The organism is Bacillus sp. D48C (genome assembly GCF_053345735.1).
Genome location: NZ_JBKFAQ010000007.1, coordinates 228,389 through 249,735, shown reverse-complemented (window position 1 = coordinate 249,735; position 21,347 = coordinate 228,389). Strand labels below are relative to the sequence as shown.

Below are 21,347 nucleotides of genomic sequence, written 5' to 3'. Positions count from 1 at the left end.
TGTACAAAATTCAAATTTGGTCTTAATAACCTTTATCCTGGCGCTGGTGGTTCACTTCATTCTTTTTGTAATAACCTTGCTCAATCTCTTCAAATGTGATTCCTAATTTCTTACCTAAACCTAAGAACGAGTACAATAATTCCTCATAAAGCTCAATGTCTTGAGTTGCACGAAATTCCGATACAGCTTCATATACATTGTTAAATTGATTTACTAGCGTACTTGCGGTATAGACGTTTGCATTATGTTCTAATAACTTCAGGCTATATTCATTAGGATTAAATCCGATGCCGTTCCCTAATGAAGATATAAAATGAAATCCATCTACATACTCCATTAAAATAACTTCTTTTTCACTAGGTCCTTTATTGCTCCAATGCTTAAAGCATCTTGTTTCATTTGCAAGTTCTCCAATTTCAACCTGTAATGCAAGAATCATATTGTAAAATAAATTTTGCCCTTCTAATCCATGCTCCTTAATGATTCTTGTATCTAACACCTTTTGCATTCCGAATATTTTGGTTAAATTCATTTTGCTTTCCCCTTCCTATTTAGCAAATCCCTAATCCTATTGGACGATTTTCAATTAAATACTTATCAGCCTGATCTATTACAAGGAGAGCAACCTCGGCTTGATGTCTCCTTAACCCTTTTGCCATCTTCGGCAAACTCATACCTTGACTCCACATTTCACGAAAACGTACTACATCTCTTTCATCCCAAATGAAGTTAGCTTCTTCTAAAGCGATGTATATTTTTAACCGTGATTCCTTCATCGCTTTATGATTTCTTGCTACACTCATAAGCGAACCTACTTTCTAAAATTAATTATTTTATCTTTTCAGTAAACTTAGTATCTACACGATCAACTTTACCGTTTACCCAAACCGCCACTTGCTCACCGAATCCACTCATTGGCGGATTTACTGCTGTTACATTTCCGTCCTTCACTATTAAAAGTTTGTTGCTACTAACATCAATTTCTATTTTTTTCATATGTCCCTCTCCTTTTTACTACCGCATGTACTCGACAACATCAGGTTTAAATCCACTTCCTAAATAAACCCTTACCGGAATTATTTCTTTTTTATCCCTTGCTGCCTTACACAATTCTTCAGCTGTATCCCAATTGAAAAACTTATCTACAGCTCTTTGAAATCTCCATATTGCCATTACATACTGCTCAAAAATATCATAGCGATCATCTTGTTTAGTTGTGCGTGGTAATTCATCCGTACACTTTGCATTCGTTGGAACTTGGACGCGTACGTCAGCGTATTTAGTGCGTCCAGTTCCTCTCTTCACATTTGCCTTCATTACATCGAACTCACAGATTGCTGGCTCTACATCGAAAATGTTTAGTTGCTTAGGCATGTGCCATCCCACTCTTCTGAATAAGATCCAGTAATTCACTTACCCCTTCCTTGCTTAAAAACATTCGGCCACCTAGCAACTCTATGTTGTTTTCAGAAACTTCACCCGTTACAAAGCATGACTTTTCATGTTTTCTTAAAACAATGTTTTCACCATCGACATGAAAATCTAGTGCCGTTCCTTCGGTAATACCTAAAGTTCTGCGTAACTCTATTGGAATTACTACACGACCTAGCTCGTCCACTCTTCTTGCAACGCCTGTGCTTTTCATACCTTACTCTCCTTTAGTATTTTTATATTTATTTAGAATCTCATCCAAACGCTTCTTATTATCTTCAAGATCATCGCTTTGAGTTTGCTCTGGCTGCTGTATTGGCTCTTGTTCTTCTTGTTTGCGTAACCAATCCGGTACAACTTCCGTTCGTTTGGAATAACCTTTACCAGTACGTTTGTTGTTTTTCTTACTCATTTCAAATCGAGTATCTAAAGCAGCAACATCATTTAATGTTTTTACTTTTTCCTTTTCCCAACTACTTAAAATACTGCGAATATATCTCCACTTTGGTACATTTTCATCAATTGCTTTATTAACAGCGTGAATAACTAATTCATTACCGAATCTATCGCAAAACTCACCTAATTCTTGAATTGCAATTTCACTTAACGGAATTCCCTTTTCAAGTAAAAAGTTGTAACTAGTTTTAAATTCTTGATCAATTAATTTCTGAGATGAAGTAGCATCATCATCATTTATATTTGTAGTAATATTTGTAGTAATCTCTGTATTTGTCTTACGTTCTAGTGTAAGAGACTCTTCCGTTTTATCGTAGGAGGGTATTGCTTTAGAATGTAAGACCCTCTTACTTTCTAAAGTAATAGTGCTATTACTTTTCAGTGTAGGAGGGTTACCATTTCCCCAATATATAATAGATATTTTCTGAATCATTTCAGGTACAGGTTCAACATACATAACGTTATTACACCTAGTTCCGTTAACAAGAATCGTCCTAAATTCAATTTTTATAAGTCCACGTTCTTTCAGAGAGTCACATGCTTCTTTTACTTGTCTTTTTGTAAACCCAAATGAATCGGCTAATTGTTGATAACTCTTTTGAAGCGTGTCTGCCTTAAACTTTTGTTTATATTGAACTTGACTAGATTCTTCACTTCTTACTTCAGTAGGTTTATACCAATAAACAATTTCTCCTAAGATAGTAATTGCAACAATATTAGGTTTACCATTATCTAATGTAAGTGTTTTAAACCATCCATGATCTATAACATTGCCACGAAAATTTATTTGCCCTATTTGTAATACCTTGTTGTTCATAGCTTTCACTCCTTTTCATAAAACCAATGTGCTATTTCCATACTTTCCGTGGTATACTTATAACAACTTATTTTTTGAAAAGGACCCACTGCCATGGGTCTTTTTACTTTGCTTCACATCACTCCAAGCCCATTGTTTTATCGGCTCGTAAGTTATGTAAAACAACCATGAACCACATGCAATTAATATCGCTAATATAGCTAATGATGTTGTATCTTCCACTAAATCACTTCCTTTTGTGCTTCAAGCCAAGCTTCTAAATCCTTTTGCAAGAAAAGTAATTTACGACCTTCCCTAATCACTGGAAAATGTGGGTGATTTGCTAATTCATACATTCTACAAACTGCTATATTGAGGTAAGCAGCTGCTTCTTTCACCCTCATTACCTTGTTTGGTTGTGATTGTTGTTGGAATGAAGCTAAAGCTGCTTGAATTTCTTCGCGAACAACTTCGCGGATTGACTCTTTAATAATTTGATCTAATCCCATTTTTTTTGCTCCTTTCTAATTTACTTAACCAAACATAACTTAACTTAAGGTTAAGTTATGGACAAAAAATTTTAATTGCATCTAACTTCACTTTAAAAAACTCAGCAATTTTCACAATTAAATCATAATAAGGTCGACGCTTCCCGTTTTCTATATACCAATAATAAACTTCAGTAATACCCACGGCTTCAGCTACTTCCCTACATGTATATCCCTGTTCTACACGTAGCTGCTTTAGAGTTTTCATAAACAACTCCTCTCTTCCGTTTTTGTTGTTAATTACATAATAACTTAACCTAAAGTTAAGTTCAAGTGTTTCCCAAAACTTTTTTCAAAAAAATTACCTTTCCACTTAACTGATAGTTAATATATAATGACAGTGTGACACCATAATAGTAATTAAGAAAAAATAATTTCATATAAAATAAACTTGGGGTGTTTTTTATTATGTTTAGTCATGAGAGATTGAAATCATTAATTGAAAAGAAGAGCATCACCCAACAACAGTTAGCTGATGCAATTGGTGTTAGTCATGTTTCTGTTTATAATTATGTTGAGGGAAAAAAAGCACCCGGTACACGTACACTTCAGAAGATAGCAAATTATTTAAAAGTAACAACAGATTATTTGTTAGGTTTATCTGATTCACCAGATTTAACAGCGGGCGAAGACTTACAGTTAACAAAAGAAGCACACGAAATTCTTCAGATCATTAATGACTTACCTGAAGAACAACGAAAAAAAGCGTTAGAGCAATTAGAGATGTTTGTGAACTACGAAAAATCTAAAGGAAATATGTAGTGTAAAAAGACTATCCAAAAAAGTTAGATAGTCTTTTTTACATAACTTTTTCTTTGTTGGATTCACTCAAACAGATAGAAAATAATTTCTCTTTTGGATTATCCTCTTCTTGCAAAAGTAATAAAGCTTGTTTAATTAGATTAACTTCCCCTTCTTTGCTCTTCATCTTCTTCAATCTCCCTCTTTGTGTTTTTGGATTTTTTTTACAATAATTTCTTTTTTCTTCTTTCAGCAAAAAAAGAAATTTCTCCTAAAACTACAAATGACATCGTCAATTAAGACGATGTCATTTGTAATATATATAAACCTTTATTATGTATTTTACCAGCCGCCACCAGGGTCAACCATCATGTGTTGAATTGTAGGTTTTAAATCATTTGTACTAGGTTTTTCTTTTATAGAATCAGTGTTAATAAATAATGTAGCAGCTATTAATAGCGCAGGAATGATTGTAATTATTTTTTTCATTATTTCACCTCTTTCCGAAGACAATTATACCAACTATTCAAATTAAACCCAAGTGTATTTTTGGTAAATTCGAATAAAATATATTCCCTGATTTTTGACACATCAAAAGAGAACGTTTCATTAACTCTTCTTTTTTAGTACCTTCATATGTTAAACCTAAATATGCAGTCTGTATGTCTGTTAATCTTCCATTCTTCTCTTTTAATTGAATCAATAGTTTTCTCGCTTCAAACCTCTTACCTTGTTTAATCCTTAAATATGCTAGTTCACCTGGATGAACAACATCTATGCTACTAATTTCTTTATCATGATGGATCTTTAGAAATGATAATGTATGTTGCACCATTTTTCTTTTTCTCTCAATTCCTTTAACCTTACTATCCCCTAGCACTTCAAGAGTCTTTTCCAAATAATATTTTGCCTTCTCATATTCATTCGCTGAAAAAATATACGATTCTCCTAGCTTTAAATATGCATTTACTTTTGGAAAAGAAAAAAAGTTATCCCATTCAAGATCATCTAATAGTTCCATGCTAACATGCCTTGCTTCAATGACTTCACCACCCTGCAACGAAGTAACCGCAATGGCTTCTTTATATCGTAATTTATAACATTCTCGAATGTACCTATTACTTATTTTATTTATTTTTATTTCAAGAGATTTTAATCGCTCATTTAAAGAAGTAAAATTACCCGATTGATATTGCGCTTGACATAATAAAATTTCAATTAACACTTCCATCTCTGAGGTTCTTATCGATTTACTTTCGAGGCTTAATGCCTTATGGTACTGTATAGCATCAATCTCACCTATATATCGTCTATATATAATTCGATACACATTAGCAAATTCTCTATTTTCTGCTACCTTTGATTGTGATTCACTTTTTATAATATTAATTAATAGATTAAACTTTCCCCTTAAAGCTAAATCCTCCATTGCCTCACGTAAGTTTTCTGATTTTGGTTTCGTTATATATATATAGTCTGTTAACAAATTTTCTTGAACCTGTATGCCTTTGTTTAATAGGATGACTGTCTTAGAAAGAAAGCCAAAACTCATGTCTGTGTTACCTTTAAAAACTTTTGTAACAGTACTTGGCTTAACTCCCCAATAATTTGCTAGTTTATTTTTCCTTATTCCAGCTGCACATAACTCTTTTTCAATTTGATTTAGAGCTTTCCACATGTTTTGTCCCCCTTATTGGAACAAGACACACTTCCCTATCATGAAAACGCACCTTAATGATGAATTACATCTAAAAGTTGTGTTATACTAGCCGTATATGTTACGCATAGTCGTAACTAAAAGGCTCATGGCAAATGTTTTCCCTACTACAATTAGGGCAAACGGTGTAAAAGTGTTCCCAGCACAATTACACACGCTATGGGTCTTTTTCGTTCCATCAAATTATATTATTAAGAATATTCTATCATAAATAACCCAAACATCTATTCTCTCATATTCTGAAAATACTTGAGAAAGTTAAAAATATTAATATACTCCTTGTTTTTTAGACTTCCTAAAAAAATATGCAATATTGCATTTAATAATTGGAGTAGACATTTTACTATTGTTTAACAACAAATGAATCCCCTACACTATAACTGAATTTATTTTTATATGGTAAAATATATCCATCGCTGATATGTCCAAACATGTAATTTTCATAGCAGCAAAATTACAACTAGACTTATACAACATGATTCAAAACAAATGAAGGAGTGTTTTAAGTGAAAGGACATATTCGAAAAAGAGGAAATAAATACTGTATCGTTATTGATATCGGTCCTGATCCAGAGACAGGAAAAAGAAGACAGAAGTGGTTTTCTGGGTATAAGACCAAAAAAGAAGCACAGGCTGATGTGGCAAAGAAAATTACAGAGTTGAATGAAGGAACTTTTATAGAACCATCTAAAGTTACGCTAAAAGATTACCTAAATCATTGGCTAGAAATTAAAAGTATGAGCATAGAAAAGAGTACTTTTGCTGGTTATAGGGCATTTATCAGCCAACATGTTATACCTAGTATAGGAATGGTCGCGCTCCATAAATTAAATGTTATGCACATTCAAAAATGCTATAAGGCTGCGTTAGATAAAGGGATTGCAAACAATTCTATTCTGCTTATGCATAGAATTTTAAAGAGCGCTTTAAACCTAGCCGTAAAACAAAATATTATTTCTCGAAATCCAGCAGATTTTGCTGAGATACCTAAAAAAGAAAAAACCCCTATCCAGACTTGGACAGAGGAAGAAGTAAAAAAGTTTTTAGCTCATTCACAAGAATCACGATATCACATTGGGTATCTACTTGCAATAACTACAGGTATGCGTCTGGGAGAAGTTCTAGGTTTACGATGGCAAGACATTGATTTTGAAAAACACACTGTTACAATAAATCAAACATCTGGTCATGACAATAAAATCAAACAAACTGCAAAAACAAATTCATCAAAACGTACAATTCCTGTACCTAATGAAACAATAGCAGCCTTAAAAAAACATAAAATTTTAATTAATAAAGAGAAATTAAGGTTTGGTTCTGCATATCTAGATCAAGATTTAATAAATTGTAATGAGTTTGGAAGAATCATAAAAAGAGCATCTTTCAGAAAAGGTTTCATTAAGGCGACACACACAGTAGGTATAAAAGAAATTAAATTCCATGATTTAAGACATACACACGCAACGCTACTATTGAAACAAGGAGTTAATCCTAAAATCATCAGTGAGCGATTAGGTCATACAGATATTTCAATGACATTAAGTGTCTATTCTCATGTTTTACCGAATATGCAAGAAGAAGCCGTTAAAAACTTTGGTAAAAGCATCTTTGGATAACGTATGTTTGCAAAATGTTTGCAAATCATAAAAATAGGTCAAACAAACGTTGTTATATCAAGGTTTCTTTAACCTATCATCTTATATTCTTGATAAAATCTCCGAATCCCTATTAAAATATTTAATAATGGAGCGTTCTCACCACCACGGGTTATGCATTCGAATCGATATACATAGGAGAAAAAATCTTGTGTTTTTTCATCTTTTATTGGCCCTGACATCGCCTCACAAATATTTTGTGATCTAAGAGGAGAAAAATAGATTTCTTCTGCATTTGTATTTTCTAAATATATAGGACGCTCACAAAAAATATGTGAGATTAAAGCGGGCACCCACTTAGAATACGTTTCATTATCATGTAGTACTGGCAAATTAGAAATCAAATCGGATTGCCATTCATATTTTGGTGGTTCTACTAATCTATTTGGTTTCCAATCATGAATAATCTCATACCAACTTTGAAAAATATAATCGAGCTGCTCTTGTCTAATAGGTTCTTTCGATACAATCCATGGTGTATTTTCATTTAATACGTACGGGTTATGCTGAATAAACAATATATCCGAAAACATATCATACAATCTTTCATTCAAACGTTTCAACTTACTCGTTAATAAAAATGTCTTATAATGTATCTCTACGATGTCCAGCCATTCAATAGGAAAGTATATAAATGATACCTTTTCATTTAAAAGGGGTTCTACTATATTTTCAAATGTTAGCAGCCTTAATTTTTTCATAAAATGATTCCTTCCTTTCTTCAGTTGTCTTGATTATCAAAAAGCTAGAACAATAGTTACTTAATCTCATCCATTTAAACCAAGTATTTAAAAGAAACGTAAAAACTGTTTATCTACATAAATTATTATCAAACCGACTCTTTTAAAAATTCAAAGTAATTATCATGTATAACACCTCTATTATATTTGAATTTCGATACATTCGAATTATACATTACGCTTAATGCATTGCACTTATCATTTACAATATCTTTACAAAAAAACCAAAAAAGAACACCTTAATTCGGTGCCCTTTTTACAAATATCAACCTTTATGTAATTGAACATATAGATAACAGTAATCCCCCAAATGAAATTGCTCCTAGTAAACCTACTACAACTCCTGTTAAACAAATACAATCAGCAAGACAAATAGAAGACTGCGATAATGGAACAAATGACCTACTTGTACTCGAACCATATTGTTTTATTTTCTCATAATTCACATCTAACATTAGATGTAAACATGTTACACCATCCTCAATAGTATGTAGAGGTTCTTTTTCTAATCGCTCCAATAATTTACTATCAAAAGCAACTGATAGAGGATACTGCTTATCTAATTTCATATTTTGATAAATTAGTTGCAAACGAGATAATATATTGTTTTTCTTCTTTTCAGATGTTACTGTACATTTCATTTTATTAAATTCATTTAATAACAGTGTCAATTCATCTCTTTTTCCGTATAAATCTTTAGCTATTTTTCTCTTTAGTTTATACGAATGGATAATAGATTTTAGTTCAATCATATTCATACACTTCCTAATTACATATTATTTACCCGATTATTTTATAGATAAACAGTACTTTTTAATCTTATTTAAATTACACTCAAGCATCTTCATTTACTATCGATTAACATTACATTAACCTTACAAAGTTGTAATAAATTCATTAGCTAGAAGGAAGCAATGCCCAAACTAGACAGATATTTAATGATAAAACCATAAGAAAAAAACAATGATTAGATTTTAAATCTAGTCATTGCTTTATCCATCACATCTTGATTACACCTATATATCTTATTGTTACTCTTTCACTTGAATGATTGAATATATCCATTAATAATGACTATATTCTTTGTCGGCACGTACATATATAAAACTAATGTTTTTTAATTGATAAGGTGAAACTTTAATTAGCCCTCATCCATCGGGCTTTTATGGGCAGCCGGCCACCTAACTTCTCTTTGCTCTCGCTGAATTTTTTTAGGGTCTTACTGCCCGGCAAATAGCAGGATAAATGCAATCAATATTCATACGTTATAATAGTACCAGTAGTATCAGTAGTACCACTAAAACCATTAAAACAGTTAGAGCAACCGCCACAACCTCCGCAACCAAAACAACCGAAGCAACCAATACAACGGAATCCGCCACAACGACCTCCGCCACAACCCCCACAGCGACCACAACCCCCACAGCGACGAGCAGCATCTTCAATATAGTAATATGGATATTGATTTTGCTGGTCCCAATAGACAATATTTCCAGATCGGTAATCATTAAGGCTTAACGCTTGTATTTCTTGTTGAAACTGATTCATTTTCATAACCTCCGTTTATAAAATACAACCTCATTGATGCTTCCCTATATTTCTGTTCGTTACATCTAAGTAGAAATAGCGCTATAAACTAAGTTCAATACGTACACCAACAAAGTATGACTTATCACTAGATGATGCACCTTGTTCATATACCTATTTTTACTATGGGCTCATTTTTATAAATAGAAATTATAAAATATAAATTCTAGCGTCATATCTTCATACTTACTAAGCTCAATTAATTTCTCAATAATCACGCGGACAAATCCTATATATTTCCATATATCACTTAGATTTTCTTGTACTGTAAATGCCTTTGCTATAACACCTCTAAGTAACCGGTTTCTATGACGGTTAAGAAATTCCTATAAAGAAAAAAGCCCTAATTAGGGCTTTTTATTCTATTTCTCCAGCAAAGCTCTCTATGAAATTTCTAATTGAAAAAAGACACACTTAGATTGATGCGTCTTTTTGTGATGCCTCTTTTGTGAAATCATATAATGCAATTGCGCCTAAAAGAACAAGTATACCTTGAGGAACATCTAGTAAAATAGTTTTCCAAATTTCTGGAATTACCCATTTAATATCTGCTGCTGTTTCAAGATATGTTTGGAAATAGCTGATTGTAAAATTAATTATCCCTAAAAATACAAACAACGATAAACCAAATCGAATTAATTTCTTATTTGTAAACATATAACACCTCTCAAAATTCATTGGATATTCCTGCTTTTGCTTCTTTATATTTATATATCTCTATATTTTATTTTAACACACAAAGAACTCAAAAAAATACAATATGCAAATTTGCATATTGTATGAACAGCACTTCATGTTAACTTAGAAATTCCTGCAAAGAAAACACAACTCCGTTACAGCTAACAGCTCGGGTTTCTTTTCTTATTTAACTTCATACCACCAACATTTACGTTCTTTAATTGTAAAATAAATGTGACAGAAGTTTATCCAGTTAATGCGTAGACAATTAAATGAGCTAAATTATCGATATTCTATTTCACCATATCCGTAGCACTAATGACTTTACGCAAATTTGACAAGAAAAAATATAGAGATAGGTATGATCCATACCTATCTCTAACATTACTTCTATTCTTTATCCAATTACGTCTTTTACGTCTGTATCCACTGGCCACTTTTCTAATGTATAAGCCATTTCCCAAAATGAATATTCATATTGACTGCTAATAATAAAATGCTGTTTCATACGCTTGCGGTCTGCCTCTGTTACTTTTTCAGCAATAGTATCTAACCGTGTAATTTGTTCTTCAACTAGCGTACGGAACCAATCAGATCCATAAGCAGAAATCCATTCGTTATAAATTGGCTCTTCCGGCTGACATTCTTTTAAACGTTCCCCAATTTCGTAATACAACCAATAGCAAGGTAAAATTGCTGCAATGATATCTCCTAAATGCCCTTCATACGCAGCACGATACATATGTGAAGTATACGCATATGCAGTTGGCGCAGGAATAAAATTATCTTTTTCTTCTTTTGTTATCCCTAGCTTTTTAGCAAAATTCTCATGTAAAGATAACTCGGCCTCATATGTATTTTGAGCATGATGTGCCATACGAGCTGTCGTCTCTAATTCAAGAGCTTTTGCAGCTCCTAAAGTTTGTACTCTAGCAAAATGACTCAAATAATATGAATCTTGAAGCACATAATAGCGAAAACTAGCTAAATCTAACGTTCCTTCACCAAGTTTTTTTACAAAAGGATGGTTAAAACTCGCTTCCCAAATTGAATCTACTTCTTTACGTAATGATTGTGAAAAAGTCATTTAAATCCCTCCAATAATGTATAAAATATAAGTATTTATCCACAATTATTAAAGCTGTAAAATAAAAAAACTTTCTTTACAGGCGTAAAGAAAGTGAAATTGACAGTATTTATTTACTCATTAAATAGCAACGTCTTTCCCACTTCCCTACGCTGGCATTAACCAGATCAGGTACTAAGAGTCTCAAAATCACATTTGATCTCAGCCTATAAAAGGCCCCCCTAGTGGATAAATATTTTGTTTTTATAATGTATTCATCATAGCATACTTCGTGAAACTGTCAAAAGAATTAGTTATATAATCCCCTTAAAACCCTTCTTCTTTTCTAACTTTTAATGATGTTTCAATAATCATATCTAATAGTTTGCTATAACTAATTCCCGCTGCTTCTGCACTTTTTGGCAATAAACTTGATTGTGTCATCCCTGGTAATGTATTAATTTCCATTACATATGGAATTCCATCCTTCACCATCATATCAACTCTTGCATAAACACTACATTTTAATGCTTTATAACAAGCCAGTGACGCTTTATTTACACGTTCATTAATTTCCGCTGGAAGTTCGATAACTTCCTCAACTGTACTAGTATCATCATATTTTGCATTGTAGTCAAAGAACTCGGCTGCATGTCGAATTGAAACTATAGGTAACTGTTTTCCATCCAGAATGGAACATGTAATTTCATCACCTTTTATATACTTCTCAATTACTACTTCAGAATCCCATTCAAATACAGTTTCTAGCATTGAGATCAATTCATTTTTATTGTAAACGATTTTCACCCCGACACTCGATCCGCCAGAGTTTGGTTTTACCACTAATGGAAATCCTAACTTATCTAACTCATCAAGCTTTAGATCCTCCATTTTTGTAAGTTCAATCCAATCTGGTGTTTCTACACCTTCATAACGTAAAATCTTTTTCGAAATATTCTTATCCATACATATACTACTAGATAACATATTACTTCCGCTATAAGGAATCCCTAAACTCTCCAGTGTTCCTTGAACTGTCCCATCTTCTCCATATTTCCCGTGTAATGCGAGCAACGCAAAGTCAATGTCTTTCGCTTTTTCAATTAAATCCATTTTTTCATTTAATGTAATTGGGACTATTTCATACTTATTTTTATCTAAATGAGCAATCATTTCATTCCCTGTCATAATTGAAACTTGTTTTTCAGACGATACCCCGCCCATAATAACACCGATTTTCATTTTCTCAACTCCAAATTTCATTTTTTAATGTATCACCAATTATTTTAATTCCCCGAACTATTTCTTCTTCTTTCAAGCGCGAAAACCCTAATCGGAAAGTGTTCGCCCCTTCTCCATCAGAGTAAAAAACATCTCCAGGTGAAAACGTAACGCCTTTCTCATAACACTTTTGTAAAAGTGTGCGGGCATTCATATGCTCTTCTAGCTCTATAAATAAATGAAGTCCACCATCTCCAGTCATTCTTTTGAAAGGAATGAACTGATTACACGCGCCGACAGCTAACTCATATTTTTTCTTATAAACCGATCTTGCCTTTTTTAAATATTTCTCAAAATACCCCTCATGTAAATATTGAAATAGAACCGCTTGATCTAACGTAGATGTGTGGATTGTTCTTGCTCTTTTTACGCTTTCTAAATAATGAATCAGCTCTTTATCTGCAATAATCCAACCTACACGTAAACCAGGGAAAAGTACCTTTGAAAAGCTACTAATATAAATCACATTATTGCCAGCTCCAGCAAAAGTTAATAAGGGAGCTAAATGTGAACCTGAATAACGTAATTCTTCATTAAATCCGTCCTCTATAATAGGAACCTTATATTTCGAGAATAACCTCATCAATTCCGTTCTTTTCTCTGAACTCGTAACAATACCGGTTGGATTATGATAAGAAGGAATTAAATAAGCAAAATCAAAATCTTTTTCACGTAAGCTTTTTTCAACTTCATTCGTATCAATACCATCCTCATTCATATCAATCCCATGAACTTCAAGTCCATGTAAACGGAACAGCTTTAGTGCAGCGTGGTGAGTTGGATTCTCACAAATGACACGACCGGATTTTTTTGATAAAGAAGAAAGTACAATATCCAATCCTTCTGTAAATCCATTTGTAATTAGAATATCTTTATTCGAAATGTCTACACCTTTCATTTCCATGTAATGAAGTAAATAATTCATTAACGGTTTATATCCCTTTGCATATCCGTAGTTCAATACGATGTCCCCTTCAATGGACATACGAGTAAGAAAAGCTCTTTTGAAGTTTTCAACATCAAATAGCTTCTCATCCGGGGCTATACTATTAAAAACAATCATTCCCTTTTCCCAACGAACACCATGTTTCATTAAATCTAATTCATCCGCTAATGCGGTCACTGTATTAAGTTTATTTTTCCAATCTATTTCAACAGACGAAGTGTTAGATATATCTACCTTCGCAACAAAGTTCCCTTTTCCTTTAACTGCATAAATGAGTCCTTCTTGCTCTAAATCTGCATAAGCAGCAAGTACAGTGTTTCTACTCACACTTAGTAATTCACTTAGTTCCCTTGTTGATGGGATTTTTTGATTCCCGAGCAAGTGCCCTTTCATAATCATCTTCTTCAAATAATCTTTCAATTGAATATAAACGGGACGATCTTTAACAACTTTAAAATCCTTAAACAATTCCTTACCCCCTGCAATCATTTTTGCATATTTATTTCATTCACAAAAGGTCCACGACATATGTATTTTTTATAAAGGGCGGTACGGTCTTACAAGTCTTTTCGATATAAGTTAATTACATCTTTTAAAGCTGCAGCTGCAGCGCCTCGTGGATTAGAAGCCCCACCAATTGTAGTAACTTGTCCCATCGTATCTGTAAAGAACGTAATTCCTTTTTCGGTCCCATTTACTTTTGCTAACGGATGATCTTTTTCTATTTCGCACGGTTCAACATTTAAATTCACATTGCCACCCTCATCCTTATATATTGATGCTATTAATTTAATAATTTTATGTTGTTCCTTAGCATTTTGTATTTGTTGTTTTGTAACGTGCTCGATTCCTTTTATATGTATATCAGTAAGTGTTTTCTCTGTTTCCATTAAGCTGTTTGTCAAAAGTAACAATTTACACGCACTATCTGAACCACTTATATCTAATATAGGGTTTGTCTCAGCAATTCCTTTATTTTGCGCTTCTTTCAGTGCTTCTTCAAATGTCATATCTTCCTCATACATTTTCGTAAGAATATAATTAGTTGTTCCATTTAATATTCCTTCTATTTTTTCAATACTGCAACCGGCTAAACTAAATTGTCCGATATCTAGCGTCGGTAGTGCAGCGGCTGTTGCACCGCTATATCGAATTCGTACATTTACGCCTCTTGCTGCTTCATTTATTTCTCTCCAGTTTGTAACGAGTGCACCTTTTGAAATTGCTACTATATCCATCTGTTTCTCAATCGCTTGTTTCATATATTGTTTCCCTGGATTTCCATCTTTAAGATTTGTAACTGTTGATTCTACCAATACAGTACCACTTATGCTAGTTGTTGCACGTTCCTTCGGATGATACTCTAAATATTTTTCAATTGCAGCGGTACCGCCACCATACATCAATAAATGATGAAGAGATAAGCCGTCTTCATTATGTATTGCAATATTTCTTCCTAATACGCCACTTACAACTAATTGAATCCCATATGTTTCATATATATATGAATACTTTTCATTTAATAATTTTATAAACTCTCTGCCTACTGTTCCGTATCCTGATAATACAACTTGAATCTTCATAATATCCCCCCATATTTTTCTACCAAACCCCTCTTTCAATATAATATAAAGCGCTCTCGAATTCCATCGAGAGCGCTTTATTATTACTTATTTCGGTAAACGTGATAGCTTTTCAGCAATTGTTCTATAAAACTCTTGAATGCTAGAAAAACCTAACGAGTCTGAAACACTTAATCCTACCATGTCGAGATGATCCCAATTCGCTTTCGTTTCGATATGATTCCATTTTCCAACCTGTAATGACTCATGATTATTTACAGCAACATTAGAAATTGGTGCAATCATAGAATTGGTATTTACTACACCATCATTTTGCCACCAAGAAGTATCAACTAACGGACGGTTTTCTTCATATCTCGCATAAGAACCTAAGAAAAATGCATTCCCCATCAACACTTTATTCATCGTTATATGAGGCAAATGTAAACCTGTAATAGGTGCTGCTTGTGATGCATGTCCACTATAAGATAAGTAATAAACATCCGGTTGCGTCTTTACCCAATTATTTAACTCCTTTGCACCATCTGTACTTAAATCCCATTGACTTATATCTTTTGTATTTTTCCAAAGTGAACTATTTAGAATACGATTACTATATTGGAAAAAGGACTCTCCAGCAATCTTCTTTATACCCCATTGATCCAATTTAAAATCATATAAAGATAAATTATTGTTTCCTCCAAAGCTCGCAGCTGTAATGAGTAAATCTTTAACGAACGGCAGCAGAAGACTACCATCCGCAAGTGTTGTACCGTTGTGAGGGGTTGCTAATGTTGTAACACTATGAACATATGATTTTCCGCCTTCAAATAGTGGTGATATTTTGGTGTCTGGGTGATTTTTCGCATAATTCTTTTCTTCAAAACTACCTTCTTTTAATAGCTGTACTAATGTTCTAATCGTTTGTCCACCCATGCTATGCCCAACTAAATGAACTTTATTTGTTTCACTCCAATTCGGCGTAAAACCACTATAAGTTCTGCCAAAACGATTATGTCCATGTTTCTCAGCATGCGAGGCACCATAGTCTACTGTGCCACCGCTAATTTGCGCATACAATTCACATGCACGATCCCAGTTACTAGAAACAGGTCCAACAGCTGCGGTATGTACCGTATAACCATTTCGTTTCAAATCTTCCTGTATATCATGAACACCACCCCAATACTTTACGCCAAGCATTTCTTCTCTACCCCATCCAGCAAATCCATTCACCAATATGATAGGATAATTATTTGGTTGCCTCTCTTCAGCATATGATATTTTCGCTACAAATGAACATAAGGTCACTAATGCGAAAAAACATATTTTTAAAAATAACTTCCCCATACTTTCTCCCCCTAATAAAACGTTTACATTTTTCTTCTAAAAATTAACACAATGTTTTAACAACTTAAACATAATGTAAAGTATTTTATATACGTTGTATATATAGAAAACATATACAATTGTTGATAAATATTAATTCAAGTGAACATTTACTTTTTACAATACAACTTGTAAATCTGTTTATTTGAATTTATAATTAGATATAGTTTCCTCATGTTAAAAAAATTTAAAAACCATAAGAAAACTAATCTCATTGCTTGAAAAGGAGGAAAAAGCATGCAAATCGGATCAAATATTCATACATTATCTCAACCTACTAAAATAACTCCATCTACTCTTGAGCATAATACTATCTCTTCTACTAAACTGGAAAGTAAGAAAGTAAATGATCCTATCAAGTTTGATATTCGTTCATCTGAAAAAGAAATGAAACAGCCTGAGCATAAATTTAATGAATTAGATTTATGGAAGATGTTAAAGGATAAAGGTGTTCCTTTATGGATCATCCTTGAAATGCTACAAAAGGCTCGTAAAGAAAAAGAAGCCCAAAATAATTCAGTTCAAAATTCAAATGCGATTGAGGAAACAAACGAGACTCGATTAAATGAAGTAATGTAAAGCATAATATTTGATTGGTCTACAAACTAAAAAGAGTTCGGGGGTGATAAAGTTTCTATCAACCTCGAACTCTTTTTTTATGATTTTTCTCCAATCGTTACAAACTGGAAAGATACTTTTCCTTCCAAACCTTTAATTAGTTTTTTTACTTTAACATTTTCATTAACCAATGTATTATCTGTCGACATTTTAGGTTTTTCGTCACCTAGAGATTTTTTCAAATGAAGAAGATGCATTTTCATTTCATTTGCCTTTATTTCTTTATACACACTATTTTTTGCTACAATCATATACCATTCCGTTGAATATTTACGATTGTTACCTATCCAGGCATCACTATCGTATGTAACAGGAATCTCTTCCCCTCCTATTTTAATACTTTTCATAGTCTTATCGTCTTCACTTGTAAATAATAGTGACCCTTCTTTTGGGAATTTCGGTAACGTATCTATAATATAATTGGAGCCATTATCTTGTTTTCGAAAAAGTTTTTCTTTAATCAATGCTTGTGCTGTAGATTCATTTAAAATTAAGACATTTCCATTTCCAACTTCCCCTTTTTTCACAGAAAACACTTCATTTTCTTCCGTAATTTCCTGATAACGATTAATAATTGGTGAAATATTATTTTCATCTCCAATAATTAATACACCGTTTGCAGGAAATGAGTTGTCCTTTTTAGAACATGCACTAAAGCTTATTAAAAGTATTATAGTTAACATAAAAATAGTTAATATTCTTTTCATCACGATTCCTTTCATCATACAGTTCATTTTTCCACATACTTTAGTGTAGTCTTACAAGCTAATAAATTCTATTGCTCCATAACCTTATAAAGCTTTTGCAGGTAACGCCAACGGGTTATAAAGAAATATAAAACTTGTATACATATAAATGAAATTAAAATAACGATAGAGCTATTTATGATAGAAAAATCGACTAATTGCTGTAATGCTATATAAGCAACTACAGTATGAATCACTGCAACGAAAATTGGTAAAAAGAACATTAATAATAACTGCCTCGTTACAACTTTTTTCAACTCACCTTTACTTAATCCCATTTTCGAAATCATTTTATATTGCTGTTGGTCGCGATCCAAATCTGTATATAATCGGAAATAAATAAAACTAGCGGCGAATGTAAAGAAGACGATTCCAACTAAAATACTTACCATAAGTAATAAACCATTCTTTTGCTTTGCTTCCAACAAGTTTAATGTTAAAGCTTCAAAGTAGAAATCTCTGTCCCTAAGATTTTTATCGAATATACTCTTTAATTGATTTGAAATCTCTTTCGTTTTTATCCAATCATCTACAACAAATCCGTAAGTACGATATGGAATTTCTTTATTAACTGGGTCACTAGTAAGAGGTATTCCATCATATACCTGATCTTGAACAGCGATATAAATAGTTCTAGAATCATGTGGTAAAACTAAATTTTCTACAGCTTTTTTCACATGAAATGTCTTTGTCCAGTCACCTTGAATGACTTCTATATTCTTTTTATACTCGCCATTTTTAAATTCTTGTTTTTGTGATACGACTCCAGGAATTAATAAAATTTCATCTTCTTTTTCAATTGTTTCTTGTTGATAGCCTAGTGCTTTAGCAAGATCGTTGTATTCACTTAACTTCATTACATTTACGCCATTTTCTGTGTATATATATGAAGATGAAGCCATTCGATACGGAATATTAGCATCAGAAAGGTGTTTTTTTATAATAGAAAGATTTTTATTCAATACTTTGTCATTTTCAAAACTTCCATACAAAAATGTATACGGATTTGTCATCCTTACCAAATCCCTATTTCCAATTGCGGCCGTTGTACCAATTGCTGTAAATGCAACTGCTGAAACAATAGATACTATAAAAAACATCGTTGCATTATCTTTCATACGGTAAATTAATTCAGAAAATGTTAATATATTTGTTCTCTTTAAAAAGAAAGATTCTCTCCTTTTAGCAAGGTGCAGTATATACACGCTACACTGTGTATATAAAAAGTACGTTCCTATGATTACTAGAAGCACACCTATTCCAAGCGTAATAAAATTGGTACTTGGTATGAAGCGAAATACTGAAAAATATCCATACCCTATACTAATTAAAGAAAGTATCGATAATAAAACTGAAGATTTCGGTTCAGGTTTTGGCTTTTCCTCTGCTCGAATAAGTTCCACAAGTTCCGTTACTTTTATCATTTTAAATGTAAATAATGAAACAATTAAAAACAAGAAAAGAAATGTAATAACTGTTAATAATACAGCCTGCACTGGTATATAAAAAGGTAAACCATTATTAATCATTAATACACTTGCACTTATCAATAAGACTAGTTTAGAAAATATGAGTCCAATGAAAATCCCTATACAAATTGAACCAAGTCCAATCAACATATTTTCAATTAATAATAATTTCTTAAGCTGTCTCATTGACATACCTTGCATCATTAAAATACCAAATTCTTTCTTACGCGTTTTTAAAAACGAACTAACTGAATATAGAATGAAGAAAAATGAAAATACAAAAATCAATCCTTGCGAAACTGAAAATCCCAATGTACCAAATGCACTTATTGTTGCACTTGTCGATTTCAACTCACCTTGTAAATCAGGATGAAATAATAAAAGAGCATACGTAAAGAAAATCATAATAGAAAATGCACTACTTAAAAAATGGGCAGCATATGTACGCTTATTGCGAAAAATATTATTAAATGCGAACTGACGAAAAGTCATGCCTTTTCCCTCCTAACAAAGAAAGGACATCCATAATCTTTTGATAAAAAGTTTGCCTACTTTCACCACAATAAATTTCGTTATATAGTTGACCATCTTTAATAAAGATTACTCGGCTGCAAAAGCTCGCTGCATACGGATCATGTGTAACTAACATCATCGTTGCTTTTTCTTCTTTATTTAGAGTATCAAGCATCTCCATTACATCATTTGAAGATTTAGAGTCTAAATTCCCTGTTGGTTCATCTGCAAGTAACAATTGCGGCTTATGAACGATCGCACGAGCAATTGCTGTTCTTTGAGCTTGTCCCCCTGATATTTCAAACGTTCTTTTACTCAATATATCTATAATGTTTAATTTCTGTGCAATCTCTTCCACTCGTTTGTTCATATCTTGCACAGAAACACCATCTAAAGTCATCGGCAATACGATGTTTTCTTTTACAGTAAGTGTGCTAAGAAGATTAAATGATTGGAAAACAAATCCTAATTGTTTTCTGCGGAATAACGCTAATTCTTCTGATGATAATTGGAAAGGATTTGTACCATTAATAAATATTTCTCCCGATGATGGAGAATCAATAGTAGATACCATATTTAATAACGTTGTTTTCCCACTACCTGACGGGCCCATAATTCCTACAAATTCACCTTCTTGAATTGATAAATCAATATCTACTAATGCTTTAAAAGGTACTTTCCCTCTATATACTTTACTAATACTATTTGCCTGCAAAATTTCCATTTATATTCTCCCTTCATTTCCACCGCTCACTATAGAGTGTAAATGAATTGTCTTACAGCTCATATTGATTCATCTTTCATTTATCTTACAAGCTTGTAAGATTTCTAAAAAAACTGATAACAAACCTATTTTCAATCTATAAACAAAGCATATCTATCTTATAATATTTGCATATTGGTTTGAATTACAATGCTATTTTCTAATCTTTATTTTATTAATATGAAAAGACCGATTTTTATCGGTCTTTTTACTTTCAAATATTATATTTTAACTGTTGTATGTAGTTAAAGCATATTTGAGTTACCCATTAAATACTATTTCACTTTATAATAACCTCTGCAAAAAAAAATGAGTGCTTCGGTTTCATTGCAATCAAAAACGAATTGTAAATATCTGAGGCGGAAATGAATGTGTTTATCCAACATATAAATAATAAAATTGATTTAATATTTCCTGATACAAAGAACGACATCATGGCAGGTACTACTGATAATACAATAATAGGCAAGCTCATAAAGACCCAAAATCTCGTTTTGGATAAGACTGCATTTGTATTTAGCCCAAAAAATCTTTTACTAAATGTTAAGCTAATATCCCCTTTTTTACTTATTACTAAAATGTGTAAACATTCGTGAATGATAAAGATTAAGGTACCTATGCGGGATAAAATGAATATAAAAAAGC

27 protein-coding genes, 2 pseudogenes and 1 riboswitch are annotated in these 21,347 nt (G+C 32.4%); of the genes and pseudogenes, 3 read left to right on the top strand and 26 right to left on the bottom strand.

Annotated elements, in window-relative coordinates; all coding sequences use genetic code 11:
* Positions 1-22 precede the first annotated feature (22 nt).
* Genes ACLBXA_RS18760 through ACLBXA_RS18720 form a run of 9 tightly spaced genes read right to left on the bottom strand, consistent with a single transcriptional unit; the run spans position 23 to position 3,439 of the window.
* On the bottom strand, positions 23-532 hold the full coding sequence (locus ACLBXA_RS18760) for a dUTP diphosphatase (RefSeq protein WP_001054608.1): 510 nt from the start codon (positions 530-532) through the stop codon (positions 23-25).
* A gap of 19 nt (positions 533-551) precedes the next feature.
* Entirely contained in the window at positions 552-803 is a 252-nt protein-coding gene (locus ACLBXA_RS18755; protein ID WP_414978458.1) for a helix-turn-helix domain containing protein, read from the bottom strand.
* Positions 804-828: 25 nt separating this feature from the next.
* Complete coding sequence (locus tag ACLBXA_RS18750) at positions 829-996, bottom strand: DUF3954 domain-containing protein (protein WP_000717826.1); 168 nt, start codon at positions 994-996, stop codon at positions 829-831.
* An 18-nt stretch (positions 997-1,014) separates the two neighbouring features.
* Positions 1,015-1,374, bottom strand: coding sequence for a hypothetical protein (locus tag ACLBXA_RS18745; protein WP_001125962.1), 360 nt, complete (start codon positions 1,372-1,374; stop codon positions 1,015-1,017).
* Positions 1,367-1,645, bottom strand: a complete 279-nt coding sequence (locus ACLBXA_RS18740) for an AbrB/MazE/SpoVT family DNA-binding domain-containing protein (protein WP_414978457.1) — start codon at positions 1,643-1,645, stop codon at positions 1,367-1,369. The genes ACLBXA_RS18745 and ACLBXA_RS18740 overlap by 8 nt, the downstream gene beginning before the upstream one ends.
* A gap of 3 nt (positions 1,646-1,648) precedes the next feature.
* The gene (locus ACLBXA_RS18735) at positions 1,649-2,704 is read right to left on the bottom strand and encodes a DnaD domain-containing protein (RefSeq protein WP_447617373.1); all 1,056 of its coding nucleotides are present in this window, start codon (positions 2,702-2,704) and stop codon (positions 1,649-1,651) included.
* Between the two features lie 57 nt (positions 2,705-2,761).
* Positions 2,762-2,926: a hypothetical protein gene (locus ACLBXA_RS18730; protein ID WP_000390287.1), complete on the bottom strand. Its 165-nt coding sequence runs from the start codon at positions 2,924-2,926 to the stop codon at positions 2,762-2,764.
* Complete coding sequence (locus tag ACLBXA_RS18725; RefSeq protein WP_000522030.1) at positions 2,926-3,192, bottom strand: helix-turn-helix domain-containing protein; 267 nt, start codon at positions 3,190-3,192, stop codon at positions 2,926-2,928. The genes ACLBXA_RS18730 and ACLBXA_RS18725 overlap by 1 nt, the downstream gene beginning before the upstream one ends.
* Positions 3,193-3,247: 55 nt before the next feature.
* Complete coding sequence (locus ACLBXA_RS18720) at positions 3,248-3,439, bottom strand: helix-turn-helix domain-containing protein (protein ID WP_000854271.1); 192 nt, start codon at positions 3,437-3,439, stop codon at positions 3,248-3,250.
* Between the two features lie 200 nt (positions 3,440-3,639).
* Between ACLBXA_RS18720 and ACLBXA_RS18715 the strand changes: the two genes are divergently transcribed.
* The gene (locus ACLBXA_RS18715) at positions 3,640-3,993 is read left to right on the top strand and encodes a helix-turn-helix domain-containing protein (RefSeq protein WP_000491236.1); all 354 of its coding nucleotides are present in this window, start codon (positions 3,640-3,642) and stop codon (positions 3,991-3,993) included.
* Positions 3,994-4,030: 37 nt separating this feature from the next.
* Here the strand turns inward: ACLBXA_RS18715 and ACLBXA_RS18710 are convergent, their stop codons facing one another.
* From ACLBXA_RS18710 to ACLBXA_RS18700, 3 genes are all read right to left on the bottom strand, one after another.
* The gene (locus ACLBXA_RS18710) at positions 4,031-4,228 is read right to left on the bottom strand and encodes a hypothetical protein (protein ID WP_000910484.1); all 198 of its coding nucleotides are present in this window, start codon (positions 4,226-4,228) and stop codon (positions 4,031-4,033) included.
* Between the two features lie 86 nt (positions 4,229-4,314).
* Positions 4,315-4,461, bottom strand: coding sequence for a hypothetical protein (locus ACLBXA_RS18705; protein WP_000720921.1), 147 nt, complete (start codon positions 4,459-4,461; stop codon positions 4,315-4,317).
* Between the two features lie 37 nt (positions 4,462-4,498).
* Complete coding sequence (locus ACLBXA_RS18700) at positions 4,499-5,650, bottom strand: AimR family lysis-lysogeny pheromone receptor (protein ID WP_414978455.1); 1,152 nt, start codon at positions 5,648-5,650, stop codon at positions 4,499-4,501.
* Between the two features lie 545 nt (positions 5,651-6,195).
* Between ACLBXA_RS18700 and ACLBXA_RS18695 the strand changes: the two genes are divergently transcribed.
* Positions 6,196-7,305 (top strand): site-specific integrase, encoded by a 1,110-nt coding sequence (locus tag ACLBXA_RS18695; protein WP_414978454.1) that lies wholly within the window; start codon positions 6,196-6,198, stop codon positions 7,303-7,305.
* A 68-nt stretch (positions 7,306-7,373) separates the two neighbouring features.
* Here the strand turns inward: ACLBXA_RS18695 and ACLBXA_RS18690 are convergent, their stop codons facing one another.
* From ACLBXA_RS18690 to ACLBXA_RS18645, 10 genes and pseudogenes are all read right to left on the bottom strand, one after another.
* Positions 7,374-8,045, bottom strand: coding sequence for a pPIWI_RE module domain-containing protein (locus ACLBXA_RS18690; RefSeq protein ID WP_447617372.1), 672 nt, complete (start codon positions 8,043-8,045; stop codon positions 7,374-7,376).
* Positions 8,046-8,356: 311 nt separating this feature from the next.
* Entirely contained in the window at positions 8,357-8,842 is a 486-nt protein-coding gene (locus ACLBXA_RS18685) for a hypothetical protein (protein WP_002041181.1), read from the bottom strand.
* Positions 8,843-9,051: 209 nt separating this feature from the next.
* Positions 9,052-9,183 (bottom strand): annotated as a pseudogene (locus tag ACLBXA_RS18680) (site-specific integrase); the annotation flags it as partial.
* 152 nt (positions 9,184-9,335) lie between these two features.
* A complete protein-coding gene (locus ACLBXA_RS18675; protein ID WP_082199992.1) occupies positions 9,336-9,638 on the bottom strand; it encodes a heterocycloanthracin/sonorensin family bacteriocin in 303 nt (100 codons plus the stop codon).
* A 447-nt stretch (positions 9,639-10,085) separates the two neighbouring features.
* Positions 10,086-10,349 carry a DUF3937 domain-containing protein gene (locus ACLBXA_RS18670; protein ID WP_002082716.1) on the bottom strand — a complete coding sequence of 88 codons (264 nt, stop codon included), beginning with the start codon at positions 10,347-10,349 and terminating at the stop codon, positions 10,086-10,088.
* Between the two features lie 397 nt (positions 10,350-10,746).
* Positions 10,747-11,436: a thiaminase II gene (tenA, locus tag ACLBXA_RS18665; RefSeq protein WP_000144509.1), complete on the bottom strand. Its 690-nt coding sequence runs from the start codon at positions 11,434-11,436 to the stop codon at positions 10,747-10,749.
* 127 nt (positions 11,437-11,563) lie between these two features.
* Positions 11,564-11,669, bottom strand: a riboswitch (TPP riboswitch).
* Between the two features lie 73 nt (positions 11,670-11,742).
* Entirely contained in the window at positions 11,743-12,657 is a 915-nt protein-coding gene (locus ACLBXA_RS18660; RefSeq protein ID WP_002082718.1) for a D-alanine--D-alanine ligase, read from the bottom strand.
* 4 nt (positions 12,658-12,661) lie between these two features.
* On the bottom strand, positions 12,662-14,110 hold the full coding sequence (gene pdxR, locus ACLBXA_RS18655) for a MocR-like pyridoxine biosynthesis transcription factor PdxR (protein ID WP_000471637.1): 1,449 nt from the start codon (positions 14,108-14,110) through the stop codon (positions 12,662-12,664).
* Between the two features lie 89 nt (positions 14,111-14,199).
* Positions 14,200-15,225, bottom strand: coding sequence for a homoserine dehydrogenase (locus ACLBXA_RS18650; RefSeq protein ID WP_000701766.1), 1,026 nt, complete (start codon positions 15,223-15,225; stop codon positions 14,200-14,202).
* An 87-nt stretch (positions 15,226-15,312) separates the two neighbouring features.
* Positions 15,313-16,554: an esterase/lipase family protein gene (locus tag ACLBXA_RS18645; protein ID WP_000517058.1), complete on the bottom strand. Its 1,242-nt coding sequence runs from the start codon at positions 16,552-16,554 to the stop codon at positions 15,313-15,315.
* 276 nt (positions 16,555-16,830) lie between these two features.
* Here ACLBXA_RS18645 and ACLBXA_RS18640 point away from each other — a divergent pair, with 276 nt between their 5' ends.
* On the top strand, positions 16,831-17,172 hold the full coding sequence (locus ACLBXA_RS18640; RefSeq protein WP_001165517.1) for a DUF3914 domain-containing protein: 342 nt from the start codon (positions 16,831-16,833) through the stop codon (positions 17,170-17,172).
* A 77-nt stretch (positions 17,173-17,249) separates the two neighbouring features.
* On the opposite strand, the gene ACLBXA_RS18635 is transcribed toward ACLBXA_RS18640, so the two are convergent.
* The 4 genes and pseudogenes from ACLBXA_RS18635 to ACLBXA_RS18620 all read right to left on the bottom strand — a co-directional run.
* A complete protein-coding gene (locus ACLBXA_RS18635; protein WP_231130553.1) occupies positions 17,250-17,933 on the bottom strand; it encodes a lipoprotein BA_5634 family protein in 684 nt (227 codons plus the stop codon).
* A gap of 53 nt (positions 17,934-17,986) precedes the next feature.
* Positions 17,987-19,918 (bottom strand): ABC transporter permease, encoded by a 1,932-nt coding sequence (locus ACLBXA_RS18630; protein WP_000144146.1) that lies wholly within the window; start codon positions 19,916-19,918, stop codon positions 17,987-17,989.
* Complete coding sequence (locus ACLBXA_RS18625; RefSeq protein WP_000404444.1) at positions 19,893-20,663, bottom strand: ABC transporter ATP-binding protein; 771 nt, start codon at positions 20,661-20,663, stop codon at positions 19,893-19,895. Before ACLBXA_RS18625 ends, ACLBXA_RS18630 begins: the two co-directional genes overlap by 26 nt.
* A gap of 314 nt (positions 20,664-20,977) precedes the next feature.
* A pseudogene (locus tag ACLBXA_RS18620) lies at positions 20,978-21,339 on the bottom strand (DUF3267 domain-containing protein); the annotation flags it as partial.
* Between the last annotated feature and the right edge of the window lie 8 nt (positions 21,340-21,347).

What these genes read in the sequence shown, in the direction of transcription:
- ACLBXA_RS18760 (WP_001054608.1), bottom strand. Translation starts at nt 532, where the DNA reads ATGAATTTAACCAAAATATTCGGAATGCAAAAGGTGTTAGATACAAGA.
- ACLBXA_RS18755 (WP_414978458.1), bottom strand. Translation starts at nt 803, where the DNA reads ATGAGTGTAGCAAGAAATCATAAAGCGATGAAGGAATCACGGTTAAAA.
- ACLBXA_RS18750 (WP_000717826.1), bottom strand. Translation starts at nt 996, where the DNA reads ATGAAAAAAATAGAAATTGATGTTAGTAGCAACAAACTTTTAATAGTG.
- ACLBXA_RS18745 (WP_001125962.1), bottom strand. Translation starts at nt 1,374, where the DNA reads ATGCCTAAGCAACTAAACATTTTCGATGTAGAGCCAGCAATCTGTGAG.
- ACLBXA_RS18740 (WP_414978457.1), bottom strand. Translation starts at nt 1,645, where the DNA reads ATGAAAAGCACAGGCGTTGCAAGAAGAGTGGACGAGCTAGGTCGTGTA.
- ACLBXA_RS18735 (WP_447617373.1), bottom strand. Translation starts at nt 2,704, where the DNA reads ATGAACAACAAGGTATTACAAATAGGGCAAATAAATTTTCGTGGCAAT.
- ACLBXA_RS18725 (WP_000522030.1), bottom strand. Translation starts at nt 3,192, where the DNA reads ATGGGATTAGATCAAATTATTAAAGAGTCAATCCGCGAAGTTGTTCGC.
- ACLBXA_RS18720 (WP_000854271.1), bottom strand. Translation starts at nt 3,439, where the DNA reads ATGAAAACTCTAAAGCAGCTACGTGTAGAACAGGGATATACATGTAGG.
- ACLBXA_RS18715 (WP_000491236.1), top strand. Translation starts at nt 3,640, where the DNA reads ATGTTTAGTCATGAGAGATTGAAATCATTAATTGAAAAGAAGAGCATC.
- ACLBXA_RS18705 (WP_000720921.1), bottom strand. Translation starts at nt 4,461, where the DNA reads ATGAAAAAAATAATTACAATCATTCCTGCGCTATTAATAGCTGCTACA.
- ACLBXA_RS18700 (WP_414978455.1), bottom strand. Translation starts at nt 5,650, where the DNA reads ATGTGGAAAGCTCTAAATCAAATTGAAAAAGAGTTATGTGCAGCTGGA.
- ACLBXA_RS18690 (WP_447617372.1), bottom strand. Translation starts at nt 8,045, where the DNA reads ATGAAAAAATTAAGGCTGCTAACATTTGAAAATATAGTAGAACCCCTT.
- ACLBXA_RS18685 (WP_002041181.1), bottom strand. Translation starts at nt 8,842, where the DNA reads ATGAATATGATTGAACTAAAATCTATTATCCATTCGTATAAACTAAAG.
- ACLBXA_RS18675 (WP_082199992.1), bottom strand. Translation starts at nt 9,638, where the DNA reads ATGAAAATGAATCAGTTTCAACAAGAAATACAAGCGTTAAGCCTTAAT.
- ACLBXA_RS18670 (WP_002082716.1), bottom strand. Translation starts at nt 10,349, where the DNA reads ATGAATTTTGAGAGGTGTTATATGTTTACAAATAAGAAATTAATTCGA.
- tenA (WP_000144509.1), bottom strand. Translation starts at nt 11,436, where the DNA reads ATGACTTTTTCACAATCATTACGTAAAGAAGTAGATTCAATTTGGGAA.
- ACLBXA_RS18660 (WP_002082718.1), bottom strand. Translation starts at nt 12,657, where the DNA reads ATGAAAATCGGTGTTATTATGGGCGGGGTATCGTCTGAAAAACAAGTT.
- ACLBXA_RS18650 (WP_000701766.1), bottom strand. Translation starts at nt 15,225, where the DNA reads ATGAAGATTCAAGTTGTATTATCAGGATACGGAACAGTAGGCAGAGAG.
- ACLBXA_RS18645 (WP_000517058.1), bottom strand. Translation starts at nt 16,554, where the DNA reads ATGGGGAAGTTATTTTTAAAAATATGTTTTTTCGCATTAGTGACCTTA.
- ACLBXA_RS18640 (WP_001165517.1), top strand. Translation starts at nt 16,831, where the DNA reads ATGCAAATCGGATCAAATATTCATACATTATCTCAACCTACTAAAATA.
- ACLBXA_RS18635 (WP_231130553.1), bottom strand. Translation starts at nt 17,933, where the DNA reads ATGAAAGGAATCGTGATGAAAAGAATATTAACTATTTTTATGTTAACT.
- ACLBXA_RS18630 (WP_000144146.1), bottom strand. Translation starts at nt 19,918, where the DNA reads ATGACTTTTCGTCAGTTCGCATTTAATAATATTTTTCGCAATAAGCGT.
- ACLBXA_RS18625 (WP_000404444.1), bottom strand. Translation starts at nt 20,663, where the DNA reads ATGGAAATTTTGCAGGCAAATAGTATTAGTAAAGTATATAGAGGGAAA.